The sequence below is a fragment of the Streptococcus symci genome (assembly GCF_006385165.1).
Lineage (GTDB): Bacteria > Bacillota > Bacilli > Lactobacillales > Streptococcaceae > Streptococcus > Streptococcus symci.
Window position 1 is genome coordinate 601,606 of record NZ_VFJA01000001.1, and the last position, 18,385, is coordinate 619,990.

At 39.6% G+C, this 18,385-nt stretch carries 18 protein-coding genes and 1 pseudogene; 16 read left to right on the forward strand and 3 right to left on the reverse strand.

Annotated elements, in window-relative coordinates:
- Nucleotides 1–37: 37 nt before the first annotated feature.
- The 16 genes and pseudogenes from upp (at nucleotide 38) to metK (ending at nucleotide 16,647) form a co-directional block, all read left to right on the forward strand.
- Nucleotides 38–667: a uracil phosphoribosyltransferase gene (upp, locus tag FJN11_RS02835; protein WP_000515974.1), complete on the forward strand. Its 630-nt coding sequence runs from the start codon at nucleotides 38–40 to the stop codon at nucleotides 665–667.
- 172 nt (nucleotides 668–839) lie between these two features.
- On the forward strand, nucleotides 840–1,430 hold the full coding sequence (gene clpP, locus FJN11_RS02840; protein ID WP_000613475.1) for an ATP-dependent Clp protease proteolytic subunit ClpP: 591 nt from the start codon (nucleotides 840–842) through the stop codon (nucleotides 1,428–1,430).
- Between the two features lie 78 nt (nucleotides 1,431–1,508).
- Nucleotides 1,509–1,796 (forward strand): YlbG family protein, encoded by a 288-nt coding sequence (locus tag FJN11_RS02850; protein ID WP_084926910.1) that lies wholly within the window; start codon nucleotides 1,509–1,511, stop codon nucleotides 1,794–1,796.
- A gap of 63 nt (nucleotides 1,797–1,859) precedes the next feature.
- The gene (locus FJN11_RS02855) at nucleotides 1,860–3,020 is read left to right on the forward strand and encodes an ABC transporter substrate-binding protein (RefSeq protein ID WP_020903477.1); all 1,161 of its coding nucleotides are present in this window, start codon (nucleotides 1,860–1,862) and stop codon (nucleotides 3,018–3,020) included.
- A 116-nt stretch (nucleotides 3,021–3,136) separates the two neighbouring features.
- Nucleotides 3,137–4,006, forward strand: coding sequence for a branched-chain amino acid ABC transporter permease (locus FJN11_RS02860; RefSeq protein ID WP_000941427.1), 870 nt, complete (start codon nucleotides 3,137–3,139; stop codon nucleotides 4,004–4,006).
- Nucleotides 4,007–4,009: 3 nt separating this feature from the next.
- Nucleotides 4,010–4,966: a branched-chain amino acid ABC transporter permease gene (locus tag FJN11_RS02865; protein WP_000662290.1), complete on the forward strand. Its 957-nt coding sequence runs from the start codon at nucleotides 4,010–4,012 to the stop codon at nucleotides 4,964–4,966.
- Nucleotides 4,966–5,730 carry an ABC transporter ATP-binding protein gene (locus FJN11_RS02870; RefSeq protein ID WP_001185997.1) on the forward strand — a complete coding sequence of 255 codons (765 nt, stop codon included), beginning with the start codon at nucleotides 4,966–4,968 and terminating at the stop codon, nucleotides 5,728–5,730. The genes FJN11_RS02865 and FJN11_RS02870 overlap by 1 nt, the downstream gene beginning before the upstream one ends.
- Nucleotides 5,730–6,439, forward strand: a pseudogene (locus tag FJN11_RS02875) (ABC transporter ATP-binding protein). Before FJN11_RS02870 ends, FJN11_RS02875 begins: the two are co-directional and overlap by 1 nt.
- A gap of 303 nt (nucleotides 6,440–6,742) precedes the next feature.
- Nucleotides 6,743–7,399, forward strand: coding sequence for a CBS domain-containing protein (locus FJN11_RS02880; protein ID WP_140224010.1), 657 nt, complete (start codon nucleotides 6,743–6,745; stop codon nucleotides 7,397–7,399).
- 108 nt (nucleotides 7,400–7,507) lie between these two features.
- Nucleotides 7,508–8,603, forward strand: a protein-coding gene (gene prfB / locus FJN11_RS02890; RefSeq protein WP_140224011.1) for a peptide chain release factor 2 whose coding sequence is annotated in 2 segments (ribosomal slippage) — nucleotides 7,508–7,579 and nucleotides 7,581–8,603 — 1,095 coding nt in all. Because the reading frame shifts where the segments join, the coding sequence is not laid out codon by codon here.
- Between the two features lie 17 nt (nucleotides 8,604–8,620).
- Nucleotides 8,621–9,313 (forward strand): cell division ATP-binding protein FtsE, encoded by a 693-nt coding sequence (gene ftsE, locus FJN11_RS02895; RefSeq protein WP_000022269.1) that lies wholly within the window; start codon nucleotides 8,621–8,623, stop codon nucleotides 9,311–9,313.
- A complete protein-coding gene (gene ftsX / locus FJN11_RS02900; RefSeq protein WP_000625545.1) occupies nucleotides 9,306–10,232 on the forward strand; it encodes a permease-like cell division protein FtsX in 927 nt (308 codons plus the stop codon). The genes ftsE and ftsX overlap by 8 nt, the downstream gene beginning before the upstream one ends.
- A 178-nt stretch (nucleotides 10,233–10,410) precedes the next feature.
- Nucleotides 10,411–12,591 carry a PTS transporter subunit IIBC gene (locus FJN11_RS02905; protein WP_084819648.1) on the forward strand — a complete coding sequence of 727 codons (2,181 nt, stop codon included), beginning with the start codon at nucleotides 10,411–10,413 and terminating at the stop codon, nucleotides 12,589–12,591.
- 51 nt (nucleotides 12,592–12,642) lie between these two features.
- Entirely contained in the window at nucleotides 12,643–13,458 is an 816-nt protein-coding gene (locus FJN11_RS02910) for an endonuclease/exonuclease/phosphatase family protein (protein WP_140224012.1), read from the forward strand.
- A 291-nt stretch (nucleotides 13,459–13,749) separates the two neighbouring features.
- Nucleotides 13,750–15,093, forward strand: coding sequence for a DEAD/DEAH box helicase (locus tag FJN11_RS02915; RefSeq protein ID WP_049552617.1), 1,344 nt, complete (start codon nucleotides 13,750–13,752; stop codon nucleotides 15,091–15,093).
- 363 nt (nucleotides 15,094–15,456) lie between these two features.
- Entirely contained in the window at nucleotides 15,457–16,647 is a 1,191-nt protein-coding gene (gene metK / locus FJN11_RS02925) for a methionine adenosyltransferase (RefSeq protein ID WP_140224013.1), read from the forward strand.
- A gap of 80 nt (nucleotides 16,648–16,727) precedes the next feature.
- On the opposite strand, the gene FJN11_RS02930 is transcribed toward metK, so the two are convergent.
- The 3 genes from FJN11_RS02930 to FJN11_RS02940 form a co-directional block, all read right to left on the reverse strand.
- A complete protein-coding gene (locus FJN11_RS02930) occupies nucleotides 16,728–17,363 on the reverse strand; it encodes a GNAT family N-acetyltransferase (protein WP_049487801.1) in 636 nt (211 codons plus the stop codon).
- 134 nt (nucleotides 17,364–17,497) lie between these two features.
- Nucleotides 17,498–17,797, reverse strand: a complete 300-nt coding sequence (locus FJN11_RS02935; protein ID WP_000767189.1) for a DUF1827 family protein — start codon at nucleotides 17,795–17,797, stop codon at nucleotides 17,498–17,500.
- A gap of 58 nt (nucleotides 17,798–17,855) precedes the next feature.
- The gene (locus FJN11_RS02940) at nucleotides 17,856–18,308 is read right to left on the reverse strand and encodes an NUDIX hydrolase (protein ID WP_115904774.1); all 453 of its coding nucleotides are present in this window, start codon (nucleotides 18,306–18,308) and stop codon (nucleotides 17,856–17,858) included.
- Nucleotides 18,309–18,385 lie beyond the last annotated feature (77 nt).

An 18,385-nucleotide genomic window follows, 5' to 3' on the forward strand; every position in this document is an offset into this window, starting at 1 on the left:
TAATAAGAAGAATAAATTGAAAGAAGGAATTCCAAAAATGGGAAAAATTGAAGTTATTAATCATCCACTGATTCAACACAAATTGTCAATCTTGCGTCGTACAGATACTTCTACAAAAGCTTTTCGTGAGCTAGTAGATGAGATTGCAATGTTGATGGGGTATGAAGTACTTCGTGATCTTCCACTAGAAGATGTAGAAATCGAAACACCAATCACAAAAACAGTTCAAAAACAATTGGCAGGTAAGAAATTGGCTATCGTTCCAATCTTGCGTGCAGGTATCGGGATGGTTGATGGACTTTTGAGCTTGGTTCCAGCTGCTAAGGTTGGTCACATCGGTATGTACCGTGATGAAGAAACACTTCAACCAGTTGAGTACTTGGTGAAATTGCCTGAAGATATTGACCAACGTCAAATTTTTGTGGTAGACCCAATGTTGGCAACAGGTGGATCAGCAATCTTGGCAGTTGATTCTCTTAAAAAACGTGGCGCATCAAATATCAAATTTGTCTGCCTTGTATCTGCTCCAGAAGGTGTTAAAGCCCTTCAAGAAGCTCATCCAGATGTAGAAATCTTTACAGCAGCCTTGGATGAACGCTTGAACGAACACGGTTATATCGTTCCAGGTCTTGGAGATGCTGGGGACCGCTTGTTCGGTACAAAATAAAATAAAAAAGAGATTGACTTGGAAAAGGATTTCCAGTCACGAAAGGAGGTTGAATTTTTGTTTCTGTCTAATGAAAACAGAGCAAAAATTTGACCTTTTTTGACCAAGATATTATAATAGTCTTATCTTCAGTCATTTGACCAATAAAATTAAAACTCAAAAGGAGAAATAAATGATTCCTGTAGTTATTGAACAAACAAGCCGTGGAGAACGTTCCTACGATATTTACTCACGTCTTCTTAAAGACCGCATCATTATGCTGACAGGCCCAGTTGAAGACAATATGGCCAACTCTGTTATTGCCCAGTTGCTTTTCTTGGATGCCCAAGATAGTACAAAGGATATTTACCTTTATGTAAATACACCTGGTGGTTCCGTTTCAGCTGGTTTGGCAATCGTTGATACCATGAACTTTATCAAGGCAGATGTCCAAACCATTGTTATGGGAATGGCAGCATCTATGGGGACGGTCATTGCATCAAGTGGAGCAAAAGGCAAACGTTTCATGCTTCCAAATGCAGAGTATATGATCCACCAACCAATGGGTGGTACAGGTGGAGGTACTCAGCAAACCGATATGGCGATCGCTGCAGAACACTTGCTTAAAACTCGTAATACCTTGGAAAAAATCTTGGCTGAAAATTCAGGTCAGTCAATCGAAAAAGTTCACGCAGATGCAGAACGCGATAACTGGATGAGTGCCCAAGAAACACTTGAATATGGCTTTATTGATGAAATCATGGCCAACAATTCATTGAATTAATGATGAAAGAAGGCAAACTCGACTGGGTTTGCTTTTTTTGGTATAATAGGGAGAGATTTCTTAGAAAGAGGATTTATCATGTTTGAAAAAGTCAAACGATCTGGCTTGATTATCTATCTTTACTATAATCGTGATGCCAAAAAATTGCAGGATTATGGAGATATTACCTATCATTCCAAGAAACATCGTTACTTACAACTCTATGTTCCAACTCAAGAAATGGAGCAATTGGTCGGGCGCTTGGGCAAGGAAAAGTTTATAAAAAAAGTCAGGGTTTGTCATATCCAAGAGCTGGAAACACCTTTTGTGGGCAATCTTCATCGAGAGGAAAACGTTATCATCGAAAAAGTTCAAGAAAAGTGTTGACAATTTTCTGATAATTCGGTATATTCTTAACATGCTATTTAAGAAATAAGGAGACAAAAAAAGATGAAGAAAAAATTTGCCCTATCGTTTGTGGCGCTTGCAAGTGTAGCACTTCTTGCAGCCTGTGGAGAAGTGAAGTCTGGAGCGTCAAACGCTGCTGGTAACTCAGTAGATGAAAAGACAATCAAAATCGGATTTAACTTTGAAGAAACTGGTGCCGTAGCAGCTTACGGTACATCTGAACAAAAAGGTGCCCAACTTGCTGTTGATGAAATCAATGCAGCAGGTGGTATCGACGGAAAACAAATCGAAGTAGTTGATAAAGATAATAAATCTGAAACTGCTGAGGCGGCTTCAGTAACAACTAACCTAGTAACCCAATCTAAGGTATCAGCAATCGTAGGACCTGCGACATCTGGTGCAACTGCAGCTGCGGTAGCGAACGCTACAAAAGCAGGTGTTCCATTGATTTCGCCAAGTGCGACTCAAGATGGATTGACTAAAGGTCAAGATTACCTCTTTATCGGAACATTCCAAGATAGCTTCCAAGGAAAAATTATCTCAAACTATGTTACTGAAAAATTAAACGCTAAGAAAGTTGTTCTTTACACTGACAATGCCAGCGACTATGCTAAAGGTATTGCTAAAGCCTTCCGTGAAGCTTACAAAGGTGAAATCGTTGCAGATGAAACTTTCGTAGCAGGTGACACAGACTTTCAAGCAGCCCTTACAAAAATGAAAGGGAAAGACTTTGATGCTATCATCGTCCCTGGTTACTACACTGAAGCTGGTAAAATTGTAAACCAAGCGCGTGGTATGGGAATTGATAAACCAATCGTTGGTGGTGATGGATTCAACGGTGAAGAGTTTGTACAACAAGCAACTGCTGAAAAAGCATCAAACATCTACTTTATCTCAGGCTTCTCAACTACTGTAGAAGTTTCAGCTAAAGCAAAAGCTTTCCTTGATGCTTACCGTGCTAAGTACAACGAAGAGCCTTCAACATTTGCAGCCTTGGCTTATGACTCAGTTCACCTTGTAGCAAACGCAGCAAAAGGTGCTAAAAACTCAGGTGAAATCAAGGATAACCTTGCTAAAACAAAAGATTTTGAAGGTGTAACTGGTCAAACAAGCTTCGATGCAGACCACAACACAGTCAAAACTGCTTACATGATGACCATGAACAATGGTAAGGTTGAAGCAGCAGAAGTTGTAAAACCATAATAGAAAAATGTTGAAATAGGGAATGAGCCTCTGACTCACTCCCTGTTTCGGTGTTTAAGAACCTATCAAAAAGTGAGGGGAAACCCTCAAAATTATAAATAGAAAGAGTGAATCTTATGCTCCAACAACTAGTAAATGGTTTGATTCTAGGTAGTGTTTATGCGCTGTTAGCCCTAGGATATACCATGGTTTACGGAATTATCAAGCTCATCAACTTCGCCCACGGTGATATTTATATGATGGGAGCCTTTATCGGTTATTTCTTGATTAATTCTTTCCAAATGAATTTCTTTGTAGCGCTTATTGTAGCTATGTTAGCGACAGCCATTCTTGGTGTCGTGATTGAGTTCCTTGCTTACCGACCTTTGCGTCACTCTACTCGTATTGCTGTTTTGATTACAGCTATTGGGGTTTCTTTCCTATTGGAATATGGGATGGTCTATCTGGTTGGTGCTAATACCCGTGCCTTCCCTCAAGCGATTCAAACAGTTCGCTATGATTTGGGACCAGTTAGCCTAACAAACGTGCAGTTAATGATTTTGGCCATTTCCTTGATTTTGATGATTTTGTTACAAGTCATTGTCCAAAAGACTAAGATGGGGAAAGCCATGCGTGCAGTATCCGTAGATAGCGATGCAGCGCAATTGATGGGGATCAATGTAAACCGTACTATCAGCTTTACCTTCGCTTTGGGGTCAGCTCTTGCGGGTGCGGCTGGTGTTCTGATTGCCCTTTATTATAACTCTCTTGAGCCTTTGATGGGGGTTACTCCAGGTCTTAAGTCTTTCGTTGCCGCAGTACTTGGTGGTATCGGAATTATTCCTGGTGCGGCTCTTGGTGGCTTTGTGATTGGTCTATTGGAAACCTTTGCGACAGCCTTTGGAATGTCAGACTTCCGTGATGCCATTGTTTATGGAATCCTGTTGTTGATCTTGATTGTCCGCCCAGCAGGTATTCTTGGTAAAAATGTGAAAGAGAAGGTGTAAACGATGAAAGAAAATTTAAAAGTTAATATTCTATGGTTACTCCTTTTGTTAGCTGGCTATGGCTTGATTAGTGTATTGGTTTCAGTTGGAGTACTAAACCTATTCTATGTACAGATTTTACAACAAATTGGAATTAATATTATTCTGGCTGTTGGTCTCAACTTAATCGTTGGTTTTTCAGGACAATTTTCACTTGGGCATGCTGGTTTCATGGCGATTGGTGCCTATGCCGCTGCTATTATTGGTTCTAAATCACCAACCTACGGTGCCTTCTTTGGAGCCATGCTTGTAGGGGCTTTACTTTCAGGAGCAGTTGCCTTGCTTGTCGGAATTCCAACCTTACGCTTGAAGGGGGATTATCTTGCGGTAGCGACTCTTGGGGTTTCTGAAATTATCCGTATCTTTATCATCAATGGTGGAAGCCTTACAAACGGTGCGGCAGGTATCTTGGGAATTCCAAACTTTACAACTTGGCAAATGGTTTACTTCTTTGTCGTGATTACAACCATTGCAACCTTGAACTTCTTGCGTAGTCCAATTGGTCGTTCAACCCTATCCGTTCGTGAGGATGAAATCGCTGCTGAGTCAGTTGGGGTTAATACGACTAAAATTAAAATCATCGCCTTTGTCTTTGGTGCTATTACTGCAAGTATTGCAGGGTCACTTCAGGCAGGATTTATCGGGTCTGTTGTACCGAAAGATTACACATTCATTAACTCAATCAACGTATTGATTATTGTTGTATTTGGTGGACTTGGTTCCATTACAGGTGCCATCGTTTCAGCTATTGTTCTTGGAATTTTGAATATGCTTCTCCAAGATGTTGCCAGCGTGCGTATGATTATTTACGCTTTGGCCTTGGTATTGGTAATGATTTTCAGACCAGGTGGACTCCTTGGAACATGGGAATTGAGCCTATCACGTTTCTTTAAAAAATCTAAGAAGGAGGAACAAAACTAATGGCATTACTTGAAGTAAAACAGTTAACCAAACATTTTGGCGGTCTAACAGCTGTTGGAGATGTGACTCTTGAATTGAACGAAGGGGAACTGGTTGGACTAATCGGTCCAAATGGAGCTGGGAAAACTACCCTTTTCAACCTCTTGACGGGTGTTTATGAACCAAGCGAGGGAACAGTAACACTAGATGGTCATCTTTTGAATGGAAAGTCACCTTATAAGATTGCTTCTTTGGGACTTGGACGTACATTCCAAAATATCCGTCTCTTTAAAGATTTAACAGTTTTGGATAATGTTTTGATTGCTTTTGGCAACCATCACAAACAACATGTTTTTGCTAGTTTTTTGCGCTTACCAGCTTTTTACAAGAGTGAAAAAGAATTAAAGGCTAAAGCCTTGGAATTGCTTAAAATCTTTGATTTAGATGGTGATGCAGAAACTCTTGCTAAAAATCTTGCCTACGGACAACAACGTCGTTTGGAAATTGTTCGTGCCCTTGCTACGGAACCTAAAATTCTCTTTTTAGATGAACCAGCAGCAGGTATGAATCCGCAGGAAACAGCAGAATTGACTGAGTTAATTCGTCGTATCAAAGATGAATTTAAGATTACGATCATGCTGATTGAACACGATATGAATCTGGTCATGGAAGTAACAGAACGTATCTACGTACTTGAATACGGTCGTTTGATTGCTCAAGGAACTCCAGACGAAATTAAGACCAATAAACGTGTTATCGAAGCTTATCTAGGAGGTGAAGCCTAATGTCTATGTTAAAAGTTGATAATCTTTCTGTGCATTATGGCATGATCCAAGCAGTCCGTGATGTAAGCTTTGAAGTGAATGAAGGAGAAGTTGTTTCCCTTATCGGTGCCAATGGTGCAGGTAAGACAACCATTCTCCGTACCTTGTCTGGTTTGGTTAGACCAAGTTCAGGAAAGATTGAATTTTTAGGTCAAGAAATCCAAAAAATGCCAGCTCAAAAAATCGTGGCAGGTGGTCTTTCACAAGTTCCAGAAGGACGCCACGTCTTCCCTGGCTTGACTGTTATGGAAAATCTAGAAATGGGAGCTTTCTTAAAGAAAAATCGTGAAGAAAATCAAGCTAACTTGAAGAAAGTTTTCTCACGCTTCCCACGTCTTGAAGAACGCAAGAACCAAGATGCAGCTACTCTTTCAGGGGGGAACAACAAATGCTTGCCATGGGACGCGCTCTTATGTCAACACCAAAACTTCTTCTTTTAGATGAACCATCAATGGGACTTGCCCCAATCTTTATCCAAGAAATTTTTGATATCATTCAAGACATCCAGAAACAAGGAACAACCGTCCTCTTGATTGAACAAAATGCCAATAAAGCACTTGCAATCTCTGACCGAGGATACGTACTGGAAACAGGAAAAATCGTTCTATCAGGAACAGGAAAAGAACTCGCCTCATCAGAAGAAGTCAGAAAAGCATATCTAGGTGGCTAAAACAATCCAGTGGATTGTTTTAGTCGGCAGATGAAAATTACGAAGTAATCATCATTTCCAGTAGATTATTTTAGTTGACATATTTAGATTGCAAACAAATCTACATCTACACTGAAAGATGAATTTCTAATAATTGAAAAAATCGAATGAAACGTTTCCTATCTTCATTCACAGAGCTCGATTTCAGAGCTCTTTTTGCTAGCTTATTCATACTTTTCTGAATTTTGAAAAAGAAATGTAAGCGTTTGATTGATTTACAAAAAGATTGTATAATAGGGATGAGAATAGAAAAGGAGAAGTCTCATGGCAGTTAAAGATTTTATGACCCGCAAGGTAGTATATATTAGTCCAGATACAACAGTATCTCATGCAGCAGATTTGATGAGAGAGCAAGGGTTGCACCGCTTGCCTGTTATCGAAAATGATCAATTAGTTGGTTTGGTAACTGAAGGAACCATTGCCCAAGCTAGTCCATCAAAAGCAACCAGTCTTTCTATCTATGAGATGAATTATCTTCTAAATAAGACAAAAGTAAAAGATGTGATGATTCGCGATGTTGTCACTGTTTCAGGCTATGCGAGTCTAGAGGATGCAACTTATTTGATGTTGAAAAACAAGATTGGTATTCTTCCTGTCGTAGATAATCATCAAGTCTATGGGGTTATTACGGACCGTGACGTTTTCCAAGCCTTTCTTGAAATTGCTGGTTATGGCGAAGAAGGGATTCGTGTACGCTTTGTTACAGAAAACGAAGTTGGCGTTCTTGGAAAGATTGTTTCTTTGATTGTAGAAGAAAATTTGAATATCTCGCATACAGTCAATATTCCGCGTAAAGATGGTAAGGTGATTATCGAAGTTCAAATCGATGGATCAATTGATTTACCAGCTTTGAAAGAAAAATTTGAATCAGAGAATATTCAAGTAGAAGAGATTACTCGTACTTCAGCAAAAATTTTGTAAGAAGGGAAGCCGAAAGGCTTCTTTTTACGTGTAATAAGGGAGTAGAGCAAAAGATGGAAAGAAATGATAGATTATGGTATAATAAAAAGATATAAAAAAGGAGTATTTATGGACATTTCAGAAATTCGTCAGAAAATTGACGCAAATCGTGAAAAATTAGCTTCTTTCAGGGGGTCTCTTTGACCTCGAGGGTCTAGAGGAAGAGATTGCCATCTTGGAAAACAAGATGACAGAACCTGATTTTTGGAACGATAATATCGCGGCCCAAAAAACGTCGCAAGAATTAAATGAATTAAAAAACACCTATAACACCTTCCACAAAATGGAAGAGTTGCAGGATGAAGTCGAAATTTTATTAGACTTTTTAGCTGAAGATGAGTCGGTTCATGAAGAATTGGTAACGCAGTTATCCGAACTTGATAAGATGATGACCAGTTACGAGATGACCTTGCTCTTGTCAGAACCTTATGACCATAATAATGCCATCTTGGAAATCCATCCAGGATCCGGTGGTACTGAGGCTCAGGACTGGGGTGATATGTTGCTTCGTATGTACACTCGCTATGGAAATGCTAAAGGCTTTAAAGTGGAAGTATTGGATTACCAAGCAGGAGATGAAGCTGGTATCAAGTCAGTAACCCTATCATTTGAAGGGCCCAATGCCTATGGTCTTCTCAAGTCAGAAATGGGTGTACACCGTTTGGTGCGAATCTCGCCATTTGACTCTGCCAAACGTCGCCATACCTCTTTCACATCGGTGGAAGTAATGCCAGAATTGGATGATACCATTGAAGTGGAAATCCGTGAAGATGATATCAAGATGGATACCTTCCGTTCAGGTGGTGCTGGTGGACAAAACGTCAATAAGGTTTCAACTGGAGTACGTTTGACACACATTCCTACGGGAACTGTTGTTCAGTCAACGGTAGATCGTACCCAGTATGGAAATAGAGATCGTGCCATGAAGATGTTGCAGGCTAAGCTCTATCAAATGGAGCAGGAGAAGAAAGCTGCGGAAGTCGATTCCCTCAAGGGTGAGAAAAAGGAAATCACATGGGGAAGTCAAATTCGTTCTTATGTTTTCACGCCATATACTATGGTAAAAGACCATCGAACTAACTTTGAAGTTGCACAAGTAGATAAGGTTATGGATGGAGACCTAGATGGTTTTATTGATGCCTATCTCAAGTGGAGAATCAGCTAAGATAGAAAGGAACTCACATGTCAATTATTGAAATGAGAGATGTCGTCAAAAAATACGACAACGGAACGACTGCCCTACGTGGTGTTTCGGTAAGCGTTCAACCAGGGGAATTTGTTTACATCGTAGGACCTTCAGGAGCTGGGAAATCAACCTTTATTCGTTCTTTGTATCGCGAAGTAAAAATCGAAAAAGGAAGCTTATCTGTTGCTGGTTTTAATCTGGTTAAAATTAAAAAGAAAGATGTTCCTCTCCTACGTCGTAGTGTTGGGGTTGTCTTCCAAGATTATAAACTGTTACCAAAGAAAACCGTTTATGAAAATATTGCTTATGCAATGGAGGTAATTGGAGAAAGTCGCCGTAATATCAAAAAACGTGTTATGGAAGTCTTAGACTTGGTTGGATTGAAGCATAAGGTTCGTTCTTTCCCAAATGAACTTTCAGGGGGAGAACAGCAACGGATTGCAATTGCACGTGCCATTGTAAACAATCCAAAAGTATTGATTGCGGACGAACCAACAGGAAACTTGGACCCAGATAATTCATGGGAAATTATGAACTTGCTGGAACGCATCAATCTCCAAGGTACAACTGTCTTGATGGCTACCCACAACAGTCAGATTGTAAATACCTTGCGCCACCGTGTCATTGCCATTGAAAATGGCCGTGTCGTTCGTGACGAAGCTAAAGGAGAATATGGATACGATGATTAGTAGATTTTTTCGTCATTTATTTGAATCGTTAAAAAGTTTGAAACGAAATGGCTGGATGACAGTAGCTGCTGTTAGTTCAGTTATGATTACTTTGACCTTGGTTGCAATATTTGCATCTGTTATCTTTAATACGGCTAAACTAGCTACAGATATCGAAAATAATGTCCGAGTAATGGTATACATTCGTAAGGACGTAGCTGATAATAGTGAGACGATTGAAAAAGAAGGTCAAACTGTTACAAATAACGACTACCATAAGGTATATGATGCTTTGAAAGGTATGTCAACCGTTAAAAGTGTTACGTTTTCAAGTAAAGAAGAACAATATGAAAAGTTGACAGAAACAATGGGGGACAACTGGAAAATCTTTGAAGGCGATGCCAATCCTCTTTATGATGCATATATCGTTGATACAAATACACCCAGTGATGTAAAGACAGTAGCAGAAGAAGCTAAAAAAATCGAAGGTGTATCAGAAGTTCAAGATGGTGGTGCTAATACAGAACGCTTGTTTAAGTTAGCCTCATTTATTCGTGTCTGGGGACTAGTTATCGCTGGATTATTGATTTTCATTGCGGTGTTCTTGATTTCTAATACTATACGTATCACCATCATTTCACGAAGCCGTGAAATTCAAATCATGCGTTTAGTAGGTGCTAAGAATGGCTATATCCGCGGACCTTTCTTGCTTGAAGGTGCCTTCATTGGTTTGCTTGGAGCAACACTTCCATCAGTTCTGGTATTTATTGTCTATAAAATGGTTTACCAATCGGTTAATAAGTCATTGGTTGGTCAGAACCTTTCAATGATATCACCAGAAGTATTCAGTCCACTGATGATTGCCTTATTATTTGTGATTGGAATTTTTATCGGTTCAATCGGATCAGGAATTTCAATGCGCCGATTCCTGAAAATCTAAAATAGAAGTATATTTGAGGAGATTCTAATATCTCCTTTTTTACTACAAAAATTTTAGAAAAAAGTCTACTTTTTTTATAAAAGCCTTTACAAAAAAAATTAAAGTGGTATAATTGAATTATAGAAAGTGCAAACGTTTTCGTAAAACGTTTGCCTAAATAAAAATAAAGGAGATTTGAATGATGAAAGATACATTCAAAAATGTCTTGTCTTTCGAGTTTTGGCAAAAATTCGGTAAGGCTTTGATGGTGGTTATCGCGGTTATGCCGGCTGCTGGTTTGATGATTTCAATCGGTAAGTCACTTGTGATGATCAACCCTAACTTTGCCCCACTCGTTACTACTGGTGGTGTACTAGAGCAAATCGGTTGGGGAGTCATCGTTAACCTTCATATCTTGTTTGCCCTCGCTATTGGAGGAAGCTGGGCTAAGGAACGCGCTGGTGGTGCGTTTGCGGCAGGTCTTGCCTTTGTCCTAATCAATCGTATCACTGGTACAATCTTTGGCGTATCAGGAGATATGTTGAAAAATCCAGAAGCTATGGTAACAACTCTCTTTGGTGGATCAATCAAAGTTGCTGATTACTTCATTAGTGTTATGGAAGCTCCAGCACTTAACATGGGTGTCTTCGTAGGGATTATTTCTGGTTTTATTGGAGCAACTGCTTACAACAAATACTACAACTTCCGTAAGCTTCCTGATGCACTTTCATTCTTTAACGGAAAACGTTTTGTACCGTTTGTAGTTATTCTTCGTTCAGTAATTGCTGCAATCGTACTTTCAGCTTTCTGGCCACTTGTGCAAACTGGTATCAATAGCTTTGGTATCTGGATTGCTAACTCACAAGAAACTGCTCCAATCCTTGCACCATTCTTGTATGGTACATTGGAACGCTTGCTCTTGCCATTTGGTCTTCACCACATGTTGACTATCCCAATGAACTACACAGCTCTTGGTGGTACTTATGAAGTCTTAACTGGTGCAGCAAAAGGTAGCCAAGTATTTGGTCAAGATCCACTTTGGCTTGCATGGGTAACAGACCTTGTTAACCTTAAAGGTACAGATGCAAGTCACTACCAACAATTGTTAGATACTGTTCACCCAGCTCGTTTCAAAGTTGGACAAATGATCGGTTCGTTCGGTATCTTGATGGGTGTGATTGTGGCTATCTACCGTAATGTCGATGCTGATAAGAAACATCAATATAAAGGTATGATGATTGCGACAGCTCTTGCAACATTCTTGACAGGGGTTACTGAACCAATCGAATACATGTTCATGTTTGTAGCAACACCTATGTACCTTGTTTACTCACTTGTTCAAGGTGCGGCCTTCGCTATGTCTGATGTAGTAAACCTACGTATGCACTCATTCGGTTCAATCGAGTTCTTGACTCGTACACCTATTGCGATTAGCGCTGGTATTGGTATGGATATTGTTAACTTTATCTGGGTAACTGTTCTCTTTGCCGTAATCATGTACTTTATCGCAAACTTCATGATTCAAAAATTCAACTACGCAACTCCAGGACGTAACGGAAACTACGAAACTGCTGAAGGTTCAGAAGAAGCTAGCAGTGAAGTGAAAGTTGCAGCAGGTTCTCAAGCTGTAAACATTATCAACCTTCTTGGTGGACGTGCAAACATCGTTGATGTTGATGCATGTATGACTCGTCTTCGTGTAACTGTAAAAGATGCTGACAAAGTCGGTGATGCAGAACAATGGAAAGCAGAAGGAGCTATGGGTCTTGTCATGAAAGGACAAGGAGTTCAAGCTATCTACGGTCCAAAAGCAGACGTATTGAAATCTGATATCCAAGATATCCTTGATTCAGGTGAAATCATTCCTGAAACTCTTCCAAGTCAAATGACAGAAGCACAACAAAACACTGTACACTACAAAGGTGTAACAGAGGAAGTTTACTCAGTAGCTGACGGTCAAGTTGTTGCTTTGGAACAAGTAAAAGATCCAGTATTTGCTCAAAAAATGATGGGTGACGGATTTGCTGTAGAACCTGCAAATGGAAACATTGTATCTCCAGTTTCAGGTACTGTATCAAGCATCTTCCCTACAAAACATGCTCTTGGTCTTGTGACTGAAGCAGGTCTTGAAGTACTTGTTCACATTGGTTTGGACACAGTAAGTCTTGAAGGAAAACCATTTACTGTTCATGTAGCTGAAGGACAAAAAGTTGCAGCAGGTGATCTTCTTGTCACAGCTGACTTGGATGCTATCCGTGCAGCAGGTCGTGAAACTTCTACAGTAGTTGTCTTCACAAATGCTGAAGCTATTAAATCAGTTAAATTAGAACAAACAGGTTCTCTTGCAGCTAAAACAGCAGTTGCTAAAGTAGAATTGTAATACACTTGAGGTTGGAAGCTGTTTTCCAACCTCTTGTTTTGGGAGAAAAGCATGAAATTTTTAACACTCAATACTCATAGCTGGATGGAAAAAGAAGCCGAGGAAAAATTCCAGCTCTTGCTTGAAGATATTCTTGATAAAGACTATGATTTGATATGTTTCCAAGAAATCAATCAGGAGATTACTTCGCCAGAGGTGGAGGTTAATGACCTTTATCAAGCTTTGCCAGCTGCTGAGCCTATTCATCAAGACCATTATGTTAGACTTTTGGTTGAAAAGTTGTCAGAGCAAGGAAAAGATTACTACTGGACTTGGGCCTATAACCATATCGGTTATGACCGCTACCATGAAGGTGTGGCTATCTTGTCTAAAACACCTATTGAAGCAAGAGAAATTTTGGTTTCAGATGTGGATGATCCAACAGACTATCATACTCGCCGTGTCGCCCTGGCTGAAACTGTAGTTGATGGTAAGGAGCTTGCAGTTGCAAGTGTCCACCTTTCTTGGTGGGATAAAGGTTTCCAAGAAGAATGGGCACGATTTGAGGCTGTCTTGAAAGAATTGAACAAGCCACTTTTACTAGCTGGAGATTTCAACAACCCAGCTGGTCAGGAAGGTTACCAAGCTATTTTAGCTAGTCCATTAAGCTTACAAGACGCATTTGAAGTTGCTCAAGATAAAAGTGGTAGCTATACTGTTCCACCAGAAATTGATGGCTGGAAGGGGAACACAGAACCCCTTCGAATCGACTATGTTTTTACTACCAAGGAGTTAGCGGTGGAAAATTTACATGTCGTATTTGATGGTAACAAGAGTCCACAAGTGAGTGATCACTATGGCTTGAATGCTATTTTAAACTGGAAATAATAACTGATACTCTTTGAAAATCTCTTCAAACCACGTCAACGTCTCCTTGCCGTATAGATGTTACTGACTTCGTCAGTTCTATCCGCAACCTCAAAACACTGTTTTGAGCAACCTGCGGCTAGTTTCCTAGTTTGCTCTTTGATTTTCATTGAGTATGAAAAGAGGTTGGAATCATGAAATTCCAGCCTTTTTCTGACTAGAAAAGCTACTGGAAATAGCCTAAATAAGTGAGACTACTGAAATGGAATAAAATATGGTATAATTGAAAAGATAGATAGAATCGAGGATATTATGTCATTTACGAAATTTCAATTTAAAAACTATATTAGAGAAGCCTTGGAGGAGTTAAAATTTACAACTCCAACAGAGGTGCAAGATAAGTTGATTCCGATTGTCTTGGCAGGTCGTGACCTAGTCGGTGAATCAAAAACAGGTTCAGGTAAGACTCATACTTTCTTGTTACCAATTTTCCAGCAACTAGATGAAGCTAGTGATAGTGTACAGGCGGTGATTACGGCACCAAGCCGTGAGTTGGCTACTCAGATTTATCAAGCAGCTCGTCAGATTGCAGCCCACTCAGAAGTGGAAGTTCGTGTGGTTAACTATGTGGGTGGTACAGATAAGGCTCGCCAGATTGACAAATTGGCAAGCAATCAACCTCATATTGTTATCGGAACACCAGGCCGTATCTACGACTTGGTTAAATCTGGTGATTTGGCTATTCACAAGGCCAAGACCTTTGTGATTGATGAGGCAGACATGACCTTGGATATGGGATTCTTAGAAACTGTTGATAAGATTGCTGGAAGTCTTCCAAAAGATTTGCAATTCATGGTCTTCTCAGCGACTATTCCACAAAAGTTGCAACCATTCTTGAAAAAATACTTGTCAAATCCTGTCATGGAGAAAATCAAGACCAAAACGGTCATTTCCGATACCATTGATAATTGGTTGATTTCGACCAAGGGCCGAGATAAGAATGCTCAAATTTACCAGTTGACTCTGTTGATGCAACCGTATTTGGCAATGATTTTTGTTAACACTAAAACGCGTGCTGATGAATTGCATTCATATCTGACTGCTCAAGGCTTGAAGGTGGCAAAAATCCATGGGGATATTGCCCCTCGTGAGCGCAAACGTATCATGAACCAGGTGAAAAATCTGGATTTTGAGTATATTGTCGCAACAGATTTGGCAGCGCGTGGAATTGACATTGAAGGTGTCAGCCATGTCATCAATGATGCCATTCCGCAAGATTTGTCCTTCTTTGTTCATCGAGTTGGTCGTACTGGAAGAAATGGCCTACCAGGTACAGCTATTACTCTTTATCAGCCAAGTGATGACTCGGATATCCGTGAGTTGGAGAAATTGGGAATCAAGTTTACTCCTAAGATGGTCAAAGACGGGGAATTTCAAGATACTTATGACCGTGATCGTCGTGCCAACCGTGAGAAAAAACAAGATAAACTTGATATCGAAATGATTGGTTTGGTTAAAAAGAAAAAGAAAAAAGTCAAACCAGGTTATAAGAAAAAAATTAAATGGGCGGTTGATGAAAAACGTCGCAAGACCAAGCGTGCTGAAAATCGTGCTCGCGGTCGTGCTGAGCGTAAAGCAAAACGCCAAACATTTTAATAGAAAAAGTTGGAGTACTGAGCTCCAATTTTTTTTTTATTTATGAGAACGAACTATCTAAACAGAAACACTACATTAAAGACTGCAAATTGCGCTAAAAAATGGTATAATGATAAAGTTATATAGTCCCGATAAGATGGTAGGTATTTATCACTAAGAGTTTTCCTATCAGTACTTTGTAATTCGCAAAGACTGACGGCTCCATACGGTTCCCGCTATAGTGCGGTCATCCTATGCGCCTTACTAGCTTCAGAAATAAAAAAGTATCGTTTTTATTTCTTTTGCGTCGTAACTCTTATAGAATAAAAATACCTATCAGTACTTTGTAACTCTATAACACTATTTTTAAGGGGGGACATTTTTATGTCAGAACGTAAATTATTCACGTCTGAATCTGTATCTGAGGGGCATCCGGATAAGATTGCAGACCAAATTTCAGATGCGATTTTGGATGCTATTTTAGCTAAGGATCCAGAGGCGCACGTTGCTGCTGAGACAGCTGTATATACTGGTTCCGTCCACGTTTTTGGTGAAATTTCTACAAATGCCTATGTAGATATTAACCGTGTGGTTCGTGATACCATTGCAGAGATTGGCTATACCAATACAGAATATGGATTTTCTGCTGAGACTGTAGGAGTACATCCATCTTTGGTAGAACAATCTCCTGACATTGCCCAAGGTGTTAACGAAGCCTTGGAGGTTCGTGGGAATGCAGACCAAGATCCGCTTGATTTGATTGGTGCTGGTGACCAAGGGCTCATGTTTGGATTTGCAGTGGATGAAACAGAAGAGCTCATGCCATTGCCAATTTCACTCAGCCACAAGTTGGTTCGTCGTTTAGCAGATCTTCGTAAGTCTGGGGAAATTAGCTATCTTCGCCCAGACGCTAAATCACAAGTTACAGTTGAGTATGATGAAAATGATCGTCCAGTACGTGTGGACACAGTTGTTATTTCAACTCAGCACGATCCAGAAGTCAGCAACGAACAAATTCACAATGATGTCATTAACAAGGTTATCAAAGAAGTTATTCCAGCCTCTTACTTGGATGAGCAAACCAAATTCTTCATCAATCCTACTGGTCGTTTTGTAATCGGTGGACCGCAAGGGGACTCAGGTTTGACTGGTCGTAAGATCATCGTAGATACTTATGGTGGCTACTCTCGTCATGGTGGTGGTGCCTTCTCTGGTAAGGATGCGACTAAGGTGGACCGTTCAGCCTCTTATGCTGCTCGTTATATTGCCAAGAATATCGTTGCAGCAGGCCTTGCTAAGAAGGCAGAAGTGCAATTGGCCTATGCTATCGGTGTTGCCCAGCCTGTTTCTGTTCGTATCGATACCTTCGGTACAGGAACAGTAGCTGAAAGCAAACTTGAAAAAGCTGCTCGTCAAATCTTTGACCTTCGTCCTGCAGGAATTATCCAAATGCTGGACCTTAAGCGTCCAATTTACCGTCAAACAGCGGCTTATGGACACATGGGACGTACAGATATTGACCTTCCATGGGAACGTTTGGACAAGGTAGATGCTTTGAAAGAAGCAGTAAAATAGATAAGAAAACCAACGTTTTGAACGTTGGTTTTTGTAAATATGAGCTATCCTTTTTAATAGGTCAGCAAATTGCTGGCCTGTTATAATTTATTCATTGTTTTCAAAAATGCCCAGTTACCAATTGATTTTGACCCGTATTTTAAGTCCATATGGTCCAGTAATACATAATCGTTTTTCTCGTAGAATGAGGAATTTCTAGCTGTACTGGTTATGAGTCCCAAGTGTTTACAGCCTTTTGATTTGACATAAGGTTCAATCCCTTGTGTCAGAAAAGTACTGCCTATTCCCTGTCCCTTACTTGCTGTATTAACAGCTAAAGCCATCAAATACCAATCAAACTCTCCTGATTGTTCTAAGTGCTTTTTGGAACGTTTTACAAAGTCAAAGTATTTAAAAAGATTTCGTGGTCGAATGTAGCGAAAAATGTTTGTTCCGCCATTTTGTAGATAGGATAGTATACAGAAATCCTTTTGTTGCAAAAGGGCGACTGCACGTAATTCTCCATCTTGTTCCGCAACTAAACAGTTTCCTTTTTTAATATAGACTCTGGTAAGCATTGTTTGTAATGTTTCTACAAAATTAGGATAATAATCAGGCTTCTTTAAATCATCCCTTATAATCGTTAAAAAGGGATAGTCAAGAAAGGAATTGGCTAATAGTTTTCCAATTTTTTCGTATTCTTCAAGTCTTGCCTCTCGATATATCATGTCTCCCATGCTTGTCTCCTTTGTTACCTATAAAATTGTGTATGATAGGATTTCAAGATAAAAAATTGGAGATGATTTAAAAAGCTAAATAAACCCAATTTTGTTCCATAAGGTTTAAAGCACTTTCTAATCTCTCCAAGATTTTATTTGGTTGGAATCGAAATTCCAATTAATTTTTCTGAATAGAGGGTTTTGATATTGGCTTCATCAATAGAGTCCTTATCAATTTTACGTTTCAAGAAAAATTCTTGAATAGCTTCGATTTCAGGTTCGCGAATAGCGCGGTGTTTGTTTGAGATGAGGATTTCATAGTGAAGCGGAGCTTGGGTAAAAATAACATCTGTATTACCTGCAGAATAAACTTCAACAAGGGTTGCATCTGTACTTTCTAGCTGGCTTTTTACAAGTTGCGAGTGTGAGTTTGTTGTATTGATAAGCTTCATAACATTTCCTCCGATTTTCTAATTCTATTATAGCACTTTTTGAATAAAGTAGCTTGATTTAGCCAATCTTATGCTGTTTTTTCCAAGATTCGATAGCCCATTTATGGCTACCACGTTTGAGGTTTTCAATAGCCTCATCAATAGGGAACCAGGCAATATGATTAAAGTCTTCTAGTGGCTTTTGCACTTCTTTGAAAGAAATCGCTTCATAGAGGTAGGCAGGATTGTAGTAGTAGGTGTCACGGTGACGAGAATAGAAATATTCGTCAGCTTGTCCGTAATAGGTACCAATTTCAGCTGTAAAGCCAAGCTCTTCAATCAATTCACGCTTTAGGGCTTCTTGATGATTTTCACCTGTTTCAATTTCACCACCTGGTAGGAACCAAGCACCATTAGGTGCTTGAACAAGAACAATTTGTTTTTGTTCAGCATCAGGGATAACTGCATATACGCCATAGCGTGAAACATAGTCTGTATTTGCTTTCTTTTCTCCGAAAGTTGGGTTTGCCATTGGATTTTCCTCATTATTTATTATCTTTATTATTATCTTAATGGACAAAGACCGAGCTGTCAAGAATTTATAGTTAT